We start from the raw sequence: 14,873 nt of genomic DNA on the forward strand, positions 1-14,873 counted from the left end.
CCATCGCCCACTCCCTTCCCCTCGTCCCCAGGGAGCTCGCAGATGACCTGGTACCGGCGGCTCATCCACATCGCGTGCGCGGTGGCGCTCGCAGCGGCGGCGCTGTCGGCGACGGCCTCCACCCCGGCCGTCGCCGACAGCACGGCGGCCAACACCAACGCCCCGATCGGCGTCAAGCCGATGATGGGCTTCAACAACTGGGCGCGGTTCACCTGCGCGGCCCAGGCCCGGCTGGACGGCACCCGCGCCGGGTACTCGTTCCAGCAGTTCATGCAGGATCAGGCGACCGCCATGAGGGACACCGGCCTGGTCGCCGCCGGGTACACCAACCTCACCGTGGACGACTGCTGGATGCAACGCACCAGCGCGGGCTACCTGCACGGCGCGTCCACCTGGGGCGGGTCCGGCCAGCCCGGATTCGACTACGAACTGACCGGCTACGCGTCCTACCTGCACGGCCTGGGCATGGAGGCGGGCCTCTACAGCACTTCTGGCGTCAACACGTGCCAGGGCGTCCCGGCCGGCGTCATGGGACACGAGCAGAGCGACGCCGACTCCCTGGCGGCCTGGGGCATCGACTCCCTCAAGCTGGACAACTGCGGCACCACGCTCGGCAACCGCCAGCAGGAGTTCACCACCATGGCGAAGGCGCTGAACACCGCCACCGCCACCGACCCGCGCAAGATCCTTTTCAACGAGTCGGCGCCCGCCGGGGTCGGCCCGGCGAGCAGCGCCAAGTACCAGACGATGGACTGGGTGCGCGGACTGGGGCAGATGTGGCGGGTCAGCCCCGACATCGCCGTCTGGCACGGCACCAACACCTCCGCCTGGGACTGGCCGCACGGCGGTGACTACTACGAGGGCGGTGTCCTGCAGAACTTCACCGACACCGTCGCCCTGGCGCGCTACAACGGCCCCGGGAACCACAACGACGCCGACCAGCTCCTGATCGGTGACAACGGCCAGCTCACGCCGGCCGAGCAGCGCAGCCAGTTCGCGCTGTGGTCGGCCATGGGATCCCCGCTGGTGATCAGCACCGACGTGCGCAGGATGGCGGCCGATCCCGCCGCCTACGCGCCGCAGTTGGCGATCCTGAAGAACGGCGACATCATCGCCGTCGACCAGGACACCACCGCCGGCGGCTACCTCGCGTCCCGGCAGGGCGCCGGCAACGCCTCCGGCATCGACGTCGTCGTCAAACCGCTGGCGGACGGATCGCGCGCCGTGGTCGTCCTCAACAAGAACAGCACCGCCACCACCTACACGCTGAACCTCGCGCGGGCCGGCTTCGCCAACCTCGGCTGCGCCCGCACCGCCAAGAATCTCTGGACCCACACCTCCAGTACGGTCACCGGTTCCCTCACCGTCACCATCGGCTCGCACGATAACGCGATGTACACCATCGCTCCGGGCGGCTGCGGCGGGGCGGTCCCCGTCGGGCAGATCCAGTCCGCCCAGCCCGCCTTCCAGGCCTCCGCCTACTGCCTGGACGCCTACAACGGCGCGAGCAACGGCACGACCGTCGGCCTGTACACCTGCACCGGCAACGACAACCAGCAGTGGCAGCGCCAGAGCAATGGCCAGATCGCCTCGCTCGCCGACCCGAGCCTGTGCATCTCGGGCGAGACCACCGGCCTGAAGCTGCGCGGCTGCGCCGGCGGCGACCCCAAGCAGGTCTGGACGTACAACCGGGCCGGCCAGCTCAAGGCCGACGGCCGGTGCGCCGACATCTCCGGCGGCGCCCTGACCGACGTGAACGCCCCGGTCATCACCTACGCGTGCGGAGACCACCAGCCGAACCAGACGTGGTCCGCGCCGTTCGCGACCCCGCCCGCCGCATGACGCCAGGCACCACGCCGCCGGAAGACGTCTGAGCGATCACTCCGGCCCGTCCCCTCCTCCGCCGTACGGAACGAAAGGCGCACACCGGTGCCTAACCTGAGCCGCAGAAAGTTCATGGCCCTGTCCGCGACCGCCGCCGGGGCGGTCGTCGCCGGCCCCACCACGCCCGGGCCGCAGGCGCGAGCGGCCACCGCCGACGCCGCGGACGCCGAGACCGCCGCGGCCACGGCGGGCACCGGGACGATCGCCGACGTCAAGCACGTGGTGATCCTGATGCAGGAGAACCGGAGCTTCGACCACTACTTCGGCACGCTCAAGGGCGTCCGCGGCTTCGCCGACCGCAGCACCATCCAGCTGCCCGGCGGGTACAGCGTGTTCGACCAGCCGAACGGTTCGGGCCGCCAGTACCCGTGGCAGTTCAGCTCCACCAAGCCCGCCGGCGGGGCCGACCCCGAGCGCCTGGCCCAGTGCAACGGCGACCTCGCGCACGCGTGGTCCGACCAGCACAAAGCCTGGAACAACGGCCGGCTGGACTCGTGGGTGGCCGCCAAGGGCAACGTCCGCACGCTCGGCCACCTCACCCGGGCCGACATCCCCTTCCACTACGCCCTGGCCGACAACTGGACGATCTGCGACGCCTACTTCTGCTCGGGCCTCACCGCCACCGGCCCCAACCGCACCTACCTGTGGAGCGGCATGATCGATCCGGGCGGCACCGCGGGCGGCCCGGCCTACGACGGCGGGGACGAGTCGGGCCTGCGCTGGCAGACCTACGCCGAGGCGCTGGAGAAGGCCGGGGTGAGCTGGAAGGTCTACCAGAACGCCGCCGACAACTACGGCGACAACGCCCTGGCGTACTTCAGCCAGTTCGCCTCCGCCGCCCCGGGCAGCCCGCTCGCGGTGAAGGGCATGGGCTCGGTCCCGAAGGCCACCGGCAGGACGCCGGACGACATCGCCGCCGCGATCCGGTCCGACGTGCAGAAGGGGACGCTGCCGCAGGTGTCCTGGATCGTGCCCGACCAGGCGTCCTCCGAGCACCCCTACGCCACGCCCGCCGACGGCGCGCACTTCGTCCACCTCGTCATCGACGCGCTCAACGCCGACCCGGACGTCTTCGACTCCACGGTGCTGCTGCTGAACTACGACGAGAACGACGGGTTCTTCGACCACGTCCCGCCGCCCGCGGCGCCGGCCGGGACCGCCGGGGAGTTCTACAACGGCACCAACATCGGCCTCGGCTTCCGCGTCCCGCTGATCGCGATCTCCCCGTGGAGCCGCGGCGGGTGGGTCAGCTCCGAGGTCGCCGACCACACCTCGGTGCTGCGCTTCCTGGAGAAGTGGACCGCGGCCCTCGGCAAGCCCGCCACCTGCCCGAACATCAGCGCGTGGCGGCGCCGGGTGTGCGGGGACCTGACCGGCATGTTCGACTTCGCCAACCCGGTGTACGGGCTGCCGAGCCTGCCCGACACGTCCGCGACGATCGGCCTGGCCACCTGCAGCCCCCTGCCCAACCCGGCCCCGGTCGACAACAGGCTGCCGTCTCAGGAGAGCGGCACGCGTCCCGCCCGCGCCCTGCCCTACCAGCCCGGCGCCAACCTCGACCGCCTGGAGTTCGGCGCCAACGGAGCGATCAAGGTCTGGATCGCGATGGCCGACCAGGGGACGGCGGCCACGAGCGCGGCGCACTTCGCCACCTACGCCAACGCCTACCGCAGCGGCGGGCCCTGGCAGTACACCGTGGACGCCGGCACCGCCACCAGCGACTTCTACAACTGCGGCACCGGCTACGGCGGCGGCAAGTACGACCTGACCGTCGTCGGACCCAACCGCTTCCTGCGCCGCTTCCAGGGCGACGCGACCCGGCCGGGCAAGGACCTCACCGTCACCGCGTCCTACGGCATCAGCGCGTCCACCGGCAAGCTGGCCATCGCCTTCACGATGGCCAACGCCGGGATGAGCGACGTCACCCTCACCATCACCGCCAACGCCTACCGCTCCGACGGCCCGTGGACCTACCGCGTCCCCGCCGGGCAGAGCGTCAAGGACGAGTTCAACGCCGTCGCCCTCGCCGACGGCTGGTACGACTTCACCGTGACCGCCGGCTCCGACGCCACCTGGTCCCAGCGGTTCACCGGCCACCTGGAGACCGGCCACCCCAGCGTCAGCGGCTGACCTGCCCCCCGCCGTCGCGCCGGCCGAGACCGGTGAGCGCCACCGAGAGCGGCGAACGCCGGCTGAGAGCGGTGAGCGCCGGCCGAGAACGGTGAGCGCCGGCCGAGAGCGGCGAACAGTCGACGAGCCTCCGTCTCCCGTGAAGGCGCTGGTCGCCACCGGGAGGCGGCGGCTGTGGTTAGCTCTGCTGGCGTGAATGACTCGCAGGTGCCGGTGCAGCCATCGGATCTGAGTACCTACGCCCGCATCCGGAACGCCGCGTTGCAGGGGTTCGCCGACAAGGGCGTCGCCGCGACGACGATCCGCGACGTGGCGTCCGCCGCCGGGGTGTCGCCGGGACTGGTGCAGCACCACTTCGGCACCAAGGCCGGGCTGCGGAAGGCCGTCAACGACTACGTGATCGCCGTCGCCGTGGAGACCTTCCGCGGCCTCGTCCGGGACGACGACGCCGGCGACGGTGACCGTGGCACCGGTGACGGTGGCAACGGCGACGGTGGCGACGGCGACGGCGCCCGGGTCTGGGGCGCGATGGGCGACACGGTGACGGCCTGGGTCGGCGACAACGCGGTCGCCCTGCGGTACCTGGCGCGGGCGCTCGCCGAAGGGGACGGGGAGGCCGCGAGGATCTTCGACGCGCTGATCGAGATCGCCCGCTCCGGCTGGCTGGCCCCGCTCGACCGCGCCGGGCGGCTCCGCGCCGACGCCGACCGGGACTGGGCCGCGATCCACGTGGTGGTCTTCAACCTCGCCTGCGTGTTCCTCGAACCGGCGATCAGCCGCCACCTCCCCGAGCCGTTCTTCAGCGCGGATCAGCTGCGACGGTGGAACGCCGCGACCACCGAGCTGTACCGGCGGGCCCTGACCACCTGACCGATACACTTGTATTGGAAGAAATACGTTCGTATCGTGTCGCCCATGACTCGGTTCCTGCGGCTCTGGAAGGACGGCGCCGGCGCGGCCGTCGACGGCTCGGTGCACGTCAGCATGAACGACTATCTGGTGCGCGGGTTCCGCGACGTCCCGCGCGTCGCCATGGCCGGGCTCCGCTTCCGGCGGGCCTGGCCGGAGACCGAGGGCGCGCTCGGGCTGTGGTTCGCCACCACGGGCGACGGACGCCGCCAGATCTCGGTGTCGGTCTGGCGCGAACCGGCCGACCTCCAGCGGTTCGTCCGGTCGCCGGGCCACCGGCGCGTGGTGCGCGACTTCCGGGACGCGGGCGTCCTCCTCAACACCACCTGGACCGCCGAACGGTTCGACCGCCGGCTCATCTGGCGCCAGGCGGAGGACCGCCTCACCGGCCGCCTGGCCGACGTCCCGCATCACTAGACGGCCGCGCAGACCGCGATCGTCGCGTTCGACAGGGGACGGGTCAGGAGGCGGCTCCGGCCGGGGCATCGGCGGGACGGGCCGGAAGGCGCTGGTCGAGCGGCGAGGTCGCGGCCAGGGCGCGGTCCAGGTCGGCGATGAGGTCGTCGGCGTCCTCCAGGCCGATGGAGAGCCGGACCAGGCTCGCGGCCGGGCGGGCGTCCGGCGGGACGGGGCGGTGGGTCAGCGCCGCGGGATGCTGGATCAGCGAGTCGACGCCGCCCAGCGAGACCGCGTGGGTGAAGAGCCTGGTCGCCGAGGTGACGCGCTCGGCCTGCTCGTAGCCGCCGCGGAGGTCCATGGAGATCATCGCGCCGGTCCCGGACATCTGCCGTCCGAGCAGCCCCAGCGGGTCGCCGTCGAGTCCGGGGTAGTGGACCCGCGCGACGCCCGGGTGGGTCGTCAGCCACGCGACGATGCGCCGGGCGTTCGCCTGCTGGGCCCGGACCCGGACCGGCAGCGTCGCGAGTCCGCGGTGCAGGAGGTAGGCGGCCAGGGGGTGGAGCAGGCCGCCGGTGACGGCGCGGACCCGGCGCAGCGCGGCCGCCTCCTGGTGGCCGCAGGCGATGACGCCGGCGATGACGTCGCCGTGTCCGCCCAGGTACTTGGTCGCGCTGTGCAGGACCATCGCCGCGCCGAGGTCGAGGGGATTCTGCAGGACGGGAGTGGCGAAGGTGTTGTCCACCAGGACGGGGACGCCCCGGGCGGCCTCGACGACGGCGCGGATGTCCACCATGTCCAGGGTCGGGTTGGCGGGCGTCTCGAGCACGATCATCGCGGTGTCGGGGCGGACGGACGCGGCGACCCGCGAGGCGGAGCAGTAGGTCACCTCCGCGCCGAGGAGTCCCGAGGCGAGCAGGTGGTCGGTGCCTCCGTACAGGGGACGCACCGCCAGGACGTGGCGGCGGCCGCTCTCCTTCAGCGTCGCCAAGACCGCCGCGGTCATCGCCGCCATGCCGGAGGAGAACGCCACGGCCGCCTCCGCGTGCTCCATCCCGGCCAGCGCCGACTCGAACCGGGCCACGGTCGGGTTCCACAGCCGCGCGTAGACCGCTCCGCCCTCGGGAACCGGCGTCCCTCCGCCGGCCATGGCCTCGTAGGACAGGCCCCCGGCCTCGATGCCGGGAAGCGGGTTGGTCGTGGAGAGGTCGATCGGCGGCGCGTGGACGCCGAGGTCCGCCAGATCCTCGCGTCCGGCGTGGACGGCGACCGAGTCGGGGTGCAGAGGCCACGAAGTCATGACGGAAGGGTGGGATGTTCCGCAATCCACCGCAAGACTCGTCGCAGGAAATGCGATCATTCGGGAAAACCCGTGCAGGTTCTTCAAAAGGAGTGCTCGTGGCCGGGCGGCAGCCGAAGAAACCACAACCCGTTCCGGCGCCCCTGGACGGCACGGATCTGGCGATCCTCGCCGCCCTCGTGGACGACGGGCGGATGACCAACGCCGCGCTCGCGGCCCGGGTGGGCATCGCCGAGTCGACCTGCGCCTACCGCGTGCGCGCGCTGCGGGACTCCGGGATCGTCACGAAGATCACCGCCCGGCTCGACCTCGGCGCGCTCGGGCATCCGATCCAGGCCGTCATCAAGGTGCGTCTGGGGAGCCACAACCGCGAGCACGTCCGCACCCTGTACGACCGGCTGGTCGAGGTGCCGGGCGCCCTGTCGGTGCTCCACGTCGGCGGCGACGACGACTTCCTCCTGCACGTCGCCGTGGCCAGCCCGCAGGAGCTACGGGATCTGATCCTGGAGCACGTGACCGTCCACCCGATGGTCCGGCAGACCGAGACGCAGCTCGTGTTCGAGGTGCGGGACGGACGCGGCGTGCTGGGCCGCTGAACCCCGCGGACGCCGGCCCGGCGCGCGGTCCGCGCCGGTCCGGGGTCGGAGCCGGGCCGGGATCAGAACCGAGGTCAGAGCCGGGCCGGGGTCAGAACCGGGGTCGGAGCCGGGCCGGGGTCAGAACCGAGGTCAGAGCCGGGCCGGGGGATCAGAGCCGCGTTCGCGGCCCTCGCCGGCCGCAGATGCGGAACCGGTCGGGAAGGGCTAGCCGCACCAGCGCACCCTGTCGGTGCTGCTGGAGATCCAGGACTGGTTGACCCAGCCCCACGCGTGCCGTCCCTCGTGGCCCGGGTACGTCTCGTCGCCCTGCGTGTAGAGCCAGACCGGGGTGGCGCCGCCCCAGTAGGGTCCCTCTCCCCACACGTCGGTCTGCGTCTTGCACTGGAACCAGCTCGTGGTGCTGTCGAGCCACCCGCACTGCTGGTAGGACTGGTCGTCCGGCTCGCAGTAGACCGGCGCGTGGGACGCGTTGCTGCACCACCAGCGGGAGCCGGAGCCGTAGCAGGAACCGATGGCGGCGGTCGTGACGCCGGCCGGGGCGGCGCGGACGGGTCCTTGGCGGGTGGCGGGTGCCGCGGTCGTCGCGGTGGTGGCGGCGGCGGTCCCCGCCGGTCCCGCTGCGATCGCGGCGATGACGGGCAGGGCCGCCAGGAGCGCGGCGCCGGACGTTCGGACGGTCATGGCTCTCTCCCCGGGACGGGTCGGGGGCCGGCGCTCGGTGGCCGACCCACAACCAGGACGCCCGGGGCCGTCCGGCGTGTACGCGCTCGCGGCGGCCGGGACCGGACAGCGCCGCTTGCCCGTGGTCCGCGTGGTGGCCTCGATCGGCCATCCGCGCTGGGGATCACAGGTGGCGGATGGTCGGGATGCCGGCCGGCCACCGGTCGGCGAGGTCCCGCTCGGCGGGGGCGACGTCCCTAGTTGGTGCCGGGCCAGACCAGGCCGTCGGGGGTCCAGGTGACGCCCTTGTTGCGGCAGAGGCAGAAGGGGTGGCCGATCGGGTCGGTGTAGATGCGCCAGCCGTAGCCCTCGGCGTTGATGAAGTCCTTGCGGAGCGTCGCGCCGAGGGTGAGGACGCGGCTCTGCTCGGCCTCGATGTCGTCCACCTCGAAGTCGAGGTGGAACTGCTTGGGGTGCTCGGTGTCCGGCCACTGCGGGGCGCGGTAGTCGTCCACCCGGAAGAAGGCGAGCTCGATGTCGCCGAACTTGATGCCGGCCCAGTCGGCGCTGCTGCCCTCCTTGACCGGGCGTCCGGTCACCTCGGCGTAGAAGGCGGCCAGTTGCAGCGTGTCCGGGCAGTCGATGATGAAGTCGGTGAGTCGAAGCATCCAGCGATCCTGGCACACCGGCCGCGGGCTCGGCGCCGCCCGGCCGGGGGCGGCACGTTCGCACGCGGTGCGGAGGCGGCGCCGTGCACGCGGCGAGATCCCCGGCCGGCCCGGCCCCATGGCATCCCCGGCCGGCCCGGCCCCACGGCATCCGCGGCCGGCCCGGCCCCACCGCGTCCGGGGCGGAGCCTCGCGCTCAGCTCCTCTTCCTCGGCGTCCGGGCGCGGTTCGGCATGTACTGCTCGCGGGTGGCGTTCGCCTGCGCCCTGATCGTGGCGAGGACGTGCGGTGGGACGTGGCGGGCGCGGAAGTGCTCGACCATCCGGCTCAGCACGGCGTCGGCCTGGTCGGGCTCGCCCGCCTTCGCGTGGACGGCGGCCAGGCGGCGCATCGCCGCGTTGAGGGTGATGTCGTTCAGCCCGTGCGGACCCATGGACGCGTCGATCGCGGCCGAGAGCTGCGCGGACGCGTCCTTGGTGTCCGGCGGGCGGACCCGGATGCGGCCGCCGGTGATGTGCTGGTAACTCCGTCCGGCGTTGGCGCCCTGGGCGAGGTGCGAGTAGACGGCCAGCGGATGCCCGGCGAACCGGCTCGACAGCTCGCTCAGCGCGTCGTTGCCGGCCTGGAGGGACGGCGAGTCCGAGCCGAGCAGCCCGACGACGGTTCCGGCCTCGTCGCCCATGAGCAGCTCACCGGCGTCCTGGTCGGCGGGGGTGATCGGGAGGCGGACCCGGCCGGGCAGGGTGTTCGACACGACGCGCGAGCCGTCCGGCGCGGTGTAGACGGCGCGCACCCGGTAGAGACCGGGGTCGGTGAAGTACGGGCCGTCCGCGCCGGATCCGAGGTAGGCCGATGCGTACACGGCGGGCTGCGACACGGTGAGGCGGGTCATCGTGGCGCCGTCGTGGCCGGAGCAGACCCGGAACAGGGGCCGGAACAGCCGGGTGCCGCCGGACGGCGCGGTGATGGCGAAGCGCAGGTTCTGGGCGGCCGGGGACAGGTCCGAATGGACGGACACGTCCCGCCCGTCCCGGCTGAGCCTCGCCTCGACGAGGACCGGCTCGCCGAACAGGAACGGCCGCGCCGACAGGGTGAGGACGAGCCCGGAGTCGTCGGCGAGCGGCTCGGACATCGCCGCCGTGACCCGGTCGTCGGCGAGCTTGGCCGACGAGCCCGCGACGAAGAAGTCGGCCCCGCCCGGGACGATCGCGTCGTAGTAGGCGTGCCGCAGGTGCGCCAGCTCGTCGTCGCTGAACCGGAACCGGAACCGCGCCCAGTAGGCGCCGGTGCCGCTGGACGTCGCGTCCCGGTAGAGGTGCGGGTAGTTCATCCAGGACAGGTCGCCGTAGCCGTCGAACGGGCCGAGCCGCGCGCCCACCCGCGCCTTGTCCCAGGAGTGGACGAGGTTGAAGGTGTGCCCCAGCTCGTGCACGTAGGTGTGCGGCTCCTCGTAGGTGCCGAGCTCCCCGGCCGCGTCCTCCGCGTCGTGGAAGACGGCCATGCCCTGCCGGTTCCGGCCGATCCGGTCGAACATCGTCCCGACCACGCCGGTGTCCACGTACCTGCTGGCGACGAACGTCCACATCCGCCACTGCGGGGAGTCGGCGTACCCGGCGAAGTGCGCGACCATCGCGGTGTGCAGCTCGGCGGTGGACCACAGCAGGTCCGCGCCGGACTCGTCCGCGCCGATCTGGTCGGTGGCGGCCGAGGGGCGCATCTCGATCCCCGCCTCGGCGAACGCCGAGACCACCGAGATCCGCCGGTTCGCGTAGCCGGGCGGGACGGGCCGCCGGGACGTGTCGTACGACGCGAAGGCGGCCCTGCCCGCCATCGTGTCGGTCTCCAGTTCCACGGTGCGGAAGTAGCGCGACTCGAAGGTCAGCGTGTCGGGATAGTCGGTCCCCATGGGCCGGTTCACGTCGAGCATCGCGGGGGACGCGGGCTCGGTCGCGGCGACCCGCGGGACGACGATCCGCACGTGGTAGACGCCGATGTCGCTGGACCAGGACGGGATTCCCTTGATGACCAGGCCGTTCGGCGATCCGGACACCTCGGGCTTGCACTTGAACGACGCGGCGTAACTGCGGGTCCCGCCGCTGACGTCGAAGAAGTCGCCGCTCACCAGCTGGGTGGAGGTGGGGCCGTCCAGGTCGAGGCGGATCGTGGCCTCGTAGCGGGGACCCGCCGGGGACGTCGCGGCGCTGCCCGTCCACCGGCCGCTGACCGGGCGGTACTGCGTGGTGTACGGGGCGGGGATCCGCGCGAGCTGGGGCAGCAGGGACGTCAGCTCACCGGTGCTCTCGGGCCCGGTTTCCCAGTTGAACACGCAGCCGGCGGAGCCCTTCACGAACAGCGTCCGGCGCGCGCCGCCGTCCGCGTCCGGCAGCGGGAGGACGTGGTCGAAGTCCGAGCTCCATTCGGGGGCGAGCCGGGGCCAGCCGGCGGTCGGCTGGACGCCCTCCAGGATCGTGACGTCGCGGGTGCAGCCCGCCGCCCAGTCGATGGTGGCGACCCGGTCGCGCTTGAAGACGTGGGTCCGCCACGGCGCGCCCTCGGCGACCGAGTCCATCAGCAGCGCGTCGATCTGGTCGCGGTAGCCCGCCGGGAGCAGCGTGTTCAGCGTGGGACCGCCGTGCGAGAAGTCGAGCGCGTACTTCTCGGCGAGCGTGCCCCTCGTCCAGTGGAAGTGCAGCAGCCAGTTGAGCTTGAACAGCAGCATCTGGCCGGAGCCCTGGTCGAGCGGCAGCGCGACCGCGCCTTCGGAGACGTCCTTGTACGGCAGGTCGATGTACCGGAAGTCGCCCCAGTCGCAGTCCTGGATCGGTCCCTCGGTGACCGTGCCGTCCGCCGCGGTGACGGCGACGCGGTCGCCGCGCACGAACATGGCCCGCCACGGCGCGGCCGGGTGGACGATCGCCGCACTGAACCCGGTGTTCTTGATCCGCATGAAGCCCACGGCGGCCTCCCGCTCGCCCTGGTCCCGGCCCTCGCGCCGGGACTCAGCGCACTGTCCCCTTCCGCGCGTCCGCGCTCAACCCGCCGCCGGACGCCGGCACAGCGGCGGACCGAATAGTGCGCGCCCGGAACTCGTCCGCCGGGCGCTCCGGCCCGTGAGCCGGGACGGCAGTGACGCCGGTGGCGCCGGGAAGGCCCGACGGCGGCGGGCCGCTACCGGCCACGGCGCCCCCGGGCATCGTCCGTGCACGCCCCGGACCGTCCCTGCGCGCAGTTCCTACGCGCCGGGCGACTCTCGCGCGCCCGGTGGGGGCGCCGGTGGGGTCAGTCTGCGAGCCACTTCCCGTCGCGCATGAGGTCGCGGCCGGGGAGCTCGTCGGCCTCGCGCCACGCCTGGATCCGCTCCGGCCGGACGCGGAAGTACAGGTACTTCCCGGCCTCCTTGCGCGGGTCGAACTCCGCCCGGACGGCGAACTCGTCGCCCAGCTCCGCCGGGACCTCGGTCGCGGGGACGACCTCCTCCAGCACCGCGTCCATCAGGACGACGTCCCGCGTCGGGCCGAACCCGAGCCGCAGCCGTCCACCGGACCGGAGGTTGCGCGCCGTCGCGCTGTTCGCGAGCGTCGCGAACAGCACGTGCGTCCCGTCCCACATGAACGACAGGGGGACCAGGTACGGCGTCCCGGCGGGGTCGGCCGTGGCGACCCACACGTCGACGTCGTGCTCCAACCGGTGGCGCGTGTCGTCGTCACGCTGCCGCCTGCTGCGGGGTGGGGGAGTCGTCATGTGCGCCTTCCTGTCCTGCCCGATCTGCTCACCGGGGCCGAGCTGCGGCGATTAGACCACACGCCGCCGACGAAACGTTCGCTGCACCAGCTCGGCGGCGGCCTCGGGCCAGGTCGGGTGGTCGAAGGTGAAGCCCGCGTCCGCGAGGCGGCCGGGCACGACGCGGCGGCTCTTCAGCAGGAGCTCGGTGTCGGAGCGCAGGGCCAGCGCGCCGAGCTCGGCCATCCACGCCGTGGACGGGAGGCCGATCGGCACGCCCCGGGCTTCGCGCAGGTCCCTCATGAAGGCGCGGTAGGGAAGCGGGTTCGGCGCGGCGATGTTGACCGGTCCGTCGAGGTCGTCCCGCTCGATCAGGAAGAGGACGGACCGGACGAAGTCGTGCTCGTGGATCCAGGACACGTACTGCGCGCCGCCCGCGACCGGGCCGCCGAGGCCGAGCCGGACCATGCCGAGCAGGTGCGCGAAGATCCCGCCCTTGTCGGGGCTCATCACCATCGCCGTGCGCAGCGCCACCCGGCGGGTGCGCGGCGTGTCGGCGCGGCGCTGGGCGGCCTCCCAGTTCCGCGCGATGCGGACGCTGTACTCCCAGTAGCGCGGGACGCCGGGCTCGTGCCCGCCGATCTCGCCGGTCGCCTCGTCGTTCGGCGCGTCGAACCGGTGCGCGTAGATCGTCGCGGTGCTCGCCTGGAGCCACACCTTCGGCGGGGCGGACGCGCGGGCGATCGCCGCGCCGACGACCTCGGTCGAGCGGACCCGCGAGTCCATCATGTCCTGGAGGTTGGCGGGGGTGTAGCGGCAGCTGACGCTGCGTCCGGCGAGATTGACGACGACGTCCGCGCCGTCGATCTCGTCCGCCCAGGGGCCGAGGGTGCGGCCGTCCCAGGCGATCTCGCGCGGTCCGTCCGGACGCCGCGTCAGGATCGCGACGTCGTGTCCGGCCGCCGTCAGCGCGCGGTCCAGAAGGGCTCCGACCTGCCCGGTCCCGCCGGGGATGACCACCTTCATGAGCGCACCCTAGCCCCGCTTTGAACGCGTTCAACAGAGCTGCGCCGCCGGTGTGCGCGGACTCACTGCGACCGGTGCCCGGGGCGCACGGCTCAGGGGGACCCCGAGGGCGGGTCGGGGACGGGTCGTCCCCGAGGCGGACGGAGCCGTGCCCGAACGGCCGAAGAGGCGCGGCCGGGGCCCGGCTGATGATCATTCGCATGAGCGGAATTCGACCCGGCGGGGCCCCGAGGGCTCCGCTGATCATGAGACTGGCCCGGCGGAACGTCCGGCACGACCGGCTCGGGTTCGCGGCCTGCTTCGCCGCGGTGGCGGCCGCGGTGGTGCTCGTCGGCGGGAACGCGCTGCTCGTCGCGTCCGCCGCGCCGCACGAGGAACTGGACGGCGTCACCGGTCTCCTCATCCTCTCGGCGTTCGTGTCCGCGTTCGTCGCGGTGTTCGTCGTGGCGGGGATGCTCGGGCTGCACGCGTCCCGGCGGAGGCGGACGTGGGGACTGCTGCGCTCGATCGGCATGACCGGACGGCAGTTGCGCGCGCTCGTGCTCACCGAGGCGCTGGCGCTGGCCTTGGCGGCGAGCGTCGCCGGGTCGGTGCTGGCCGTCCCGTATGCGGGGATCGTGGCGTGGTTCGTGCGGGAGGTCGGGCTCGCGCCGACGGGCGTCCCGGTGGTGATCACGCCCGTCCCGTTCGTCCTCGCGCTGGCGGCCGGGCCCGCGGTCATGCTCGTGGCCGCGCTGGGCGCGGCGCGGCGGGCGGCGCGGATGCGGCCGCTGGAGGTGCTGCGGGAGACGCACGTCGAGAAGCGGATCATGCCGTGGCCGCGGGCCGCGTTCGGCGCGACGGCGCTGCTCCTCGGGCTCTGGCTGACGTCCGAGACGTCGCGGATGCCGTACAAGGACGCCGAGGCCGCGGTCTTCGGGACGGCGATGCTCCTGTGCGCGGGCGTCGGCGCGCTCGGCCCCGCGCTGCTGCACGGTCTGGCGCGGGGGCTGGGCGCCGTGCTCGTCCGGATCGACCGGGTGCCGGGACGGCTCGCCGGTTCCGCGCTGCTCGCCGCGCCCGGACGGGCCTGGCCGATGGTCGCGCCCGTCATGCTGACGATGGCGCTGGCCTGCACGTTCCTGTTCGCGGTGAGCACCGAGGACGCGTTCAAGGGGGTGAGCAGGCACGGCCCGGCCGCGTGGGTCGCGCCGCTGATGGTCGGGTCGGCCGCCGTCTTCACGGTGCTCGCCGTCGTGAACGCCTCGGCCGTGGCGATGGCGGACCGGCGGGACGGCCTGCTGCTGCTCCGGCAGCTCGGCGCGCTGCCCGCCCAGCTCGTCCGGACGGTGTGCTGGGAGTCGCTGCTCGCCACGGGCGTCGGCGCGCTGCTCGGAACCGTGATCGCCGTGGTCTCCCTGCTCCCGCTGGGGAAGTCCATGACCGGCCACGCCTGGTTCGCCTGGTCGCCGGTCCAGTACGCGGGCCTGCTGGCGACCTGCGTCGTCGGCGGCCTGGCGGGTGGCCTGGGGGCCACGCGGAAGGCCCGCCGGGGACCGCTGGTCCCGGTGGCGATGCCGCGCTAGCCGATTCGCAGGGCAT

General features: G+C 73.1%; 12 protein-coding genes. 6 read left to right on the forward strand and 6 right to left on the reverse strand.

Annotation, left to right across the window (positions count from 1 at the left end):
* Positions 1-42 precede the first annotated feature (42 nt).
* The 4 genes from ACFPCY_RS05105 (at position 43) to ACFPCY_RS05120 (ending at position 5,340) form a co-directional block, all read left to right on the forward strand.
* On the forward strand, positions 43-1,842 hold the full coding sequence (locus tag ACFPCY_RS05105; protein WP_378252365.1) for a ricin-type beta-trefoil lectin domain protein: 1,800 nt from the start codon (positions 43-45) through the stop codon (positions 1,840-1,842).
* An 87-nt stretch (positions 1,843-1,929) separates the two neighbouring features.
* The gene (locus ACFPCY_RS05110; protein ID WP_378252366.1) at positions 1,930-4,014 is read left to right on the forward strand and encodes a phosphocholine-specific phospholipase C; all 2,085 of its coding nucleotides are present in this window, start codon (positions 1,930-1,932) and stop codon (positions 4,012-4,014) included.
* Between the two features lie 207 nt (positions 4,015-4,221).
* On the forward strand, positions 4,222-4,884 hold the full coding sequence (locus ACFPCY_RS05115) for a TetR/AcrR family transcriptional regulator (RefSeq protein WP_378252367.1): 663 nt from the start codon (positions 4,222-4,224) through the stop codon (positions 4,882-4,884).
* A 45-nt stretch (positions 4,885-4,929) separates the two neighbouring features.
* Positions 4,930-5,340, forward strand: coding sequence for a hypothetical protein (locus ACFPCY_RS05120; protein ID WP_378252368.1), 411 nt, complete (start codon positions 4,930-4,932; stop codon positions 5,338-5,340).
* 43 nt (positions 5,341-5,383) lie between these two features.
* Here ACFPCY_RS05120 and ACFPCY_RS05125 read toward each other — a convergent pair whose 3' ends face one another.
* Positions 5,384-6,619, reverse strand: coding sequence for a trans-sulfuration enzyme family protein (locus tag ACFPCY_RS05125; RefSeq protein WP_378252369.1), 1,236 nt, complete (start codon positions 6,617-6,619; stop codon positions 5,384-5,386).
* 98 nt (positions 6,620-6,717) lie between these two features.
* Here ACFPCY_RS05125 and ACFPCY_RS05130 point away from each other — a divergent pair, with 98 nt between their 5' ends.
* Positions 6,718-7,215: an Lrp/AsnC family transcriptional regulator gene (locus ACFPCY_RS05130; protein WP_378252370.1), complete on the forward strand. Its 498-nt coding sequence runs from the start codon at positions 6,718-6,720 to the stop codon at positions 7,213-7,215.
* A 207-nt stretch (positions 7,216-7,422) separates the two neighbouring features.
* Here ACFPCY_RS05130 and ACFPCY_RS05135 read toward each other — a convergent pair whose 3' ends face one another.
* From ACFPCY_RS05135 to ACFPCY_RS05155, 5 genes are all read right to left on the reverse strand, one after another.
* Positions 7,423-7,899, reverse strand: coding sequence for a hypothetical protein (locus ACFPCY_RS05135; RefSeq protein ID WP_378252371.1), 477 nt, complete (start codon positions 7,897-7,899; stop codon positions 7,423-7,425).
* 236 nt (positions 7,900-8,135) lie between these two features.
* Positions 8,136-8,546 (reverse strand): VOC family protein, encoded by a 411-nt coding sequence (locus tag ACFPCY_RS05140; protein WP_378252372.1) that lies wholly within the window; start codon positions 8,544-8,546, stop codon positions 8,136-8,138.
* Between the two features lie 196 nt (positions 8,547-8,742).
* The gene (locus ACFPCY_RS05145) at positions 8,743-11,502 is read right to left on the reverse strand and encodes a zinc metalloprotease (RefSeq protein WP_378252373.1); all 2,760 of its coding nucleotides are present in this window, start codon (positions 11,500-11,502) and stop codon (positions 8,743-8,745) included.
* Positions 11,503-11,825: 323 nt separating this feature from the next.
* A complete protein-coding gene (locus tag ACFPCY_RS05150; protein WP_378252374.1) occupies positions 11,826-12,287 on the reverse strand; it encodes a pyridoxamine 5'-phosphate oxidase family protein in 462 nt (153 codons plus the stop codon).
* A 51-nt stretch (positions 12,288-12,338) separates the two neighbouring features.
* Positions 12,339-13,292: a TIGR01777 family oxidoreductase gene (locus ACFPCY_RS05155; RefSeq protein ID WP_378252375.1), complete on the reverse strand. Its 954-nt coding sequence runs from the start codon at positions 13,290-13,292 to the stop codon at positions 12,339-12,341.
* A 200-nt stretch (positions 13,293-13,492) separates the two neighbouring features.
* On the opposite strand from ACFPCY_RS05155, the gene ACFPCY_RS05160 reads away from it, so the two are divergent.
* Positions 13,493-14,857 (forward strand): FtsX-like permease family protein, encoded by a 1,365-nt coding sequence (locus ACFPCY_RS05160; protein WP_378252376.1) that lies wholly within the window; start codon positions 13,493-13,495, stop codon positions 14,855-14,857.
* Positions 14,858-14,873 lie beyond the last annotated feature (16 nt).

The organism is Actinomadura gamaensis (assembly GCF_042652125.1).
Lineage (GTDB): Bacteria > Actinomycetota > Actinomycetes > Streptosporangiales > Streptosporangiaceae > Spirillospora > Spirillospora gamaensis.

Coding starts and splice junctions, on each gene's coding strand:
- ACFPCY_RS05105 (WP_378252365.1), top strand. CDS start 43: ATGACCTGGTACCGGCGGCTCATCCACATCGCGTGCGCGGTGGCGCTC.
- ACFPCY_RS05120 (WP_378252368.1), top strand. CDS start 4,930: ATGACTCGGTTCCTGCGGCTCTGGAAGGACGGCGCCGGCGCGGCCGTC.
- ACFPCY_RS05125 (WP_378252369.1), bottom strand. CDS start 6,619: ATGACTTCGTGGCCTCTGCACCCCGACTCGGTCGCCGTCCACGCCGGA.
- ACFPCY_RS05135 (WP_378252371.1), bottom strand. CDS start 7,899: ATGACCGTCCGAACGTCCGGCGCCGCGCTCCTGGCGGCCCTGCCCGTC.
- ACFPCY_RS05140 (WP_378252372.1), bottom strand. CDS start 8,546: ATGCTTCGACTCACCGACTTCATCATCGACTGCCCGGACACGCTGCAA.
- ACFPCY_RS05150 (WP_378252374.1), bottom strand. CDS start 12,287: ATGACGACTCCCCCACCCCGCAGCAGGCGGCAGCGTGACGACGACACG.
- ACFPCY_RS05155 (WP_378252375.1), bottom strand. CDS start 13,292: ATGAAGGTGGTCATCCCCGGCGGGACCGGGCAGGTCGGAGCCCTTCTG.
- ACFPCY_RS05160 (WP_378252376.1), top strand. CDS start 13,493: ATGAGCGGAATTCGACCCGGCGGGGCCCCGAGGGCTCCGCTGATCATG.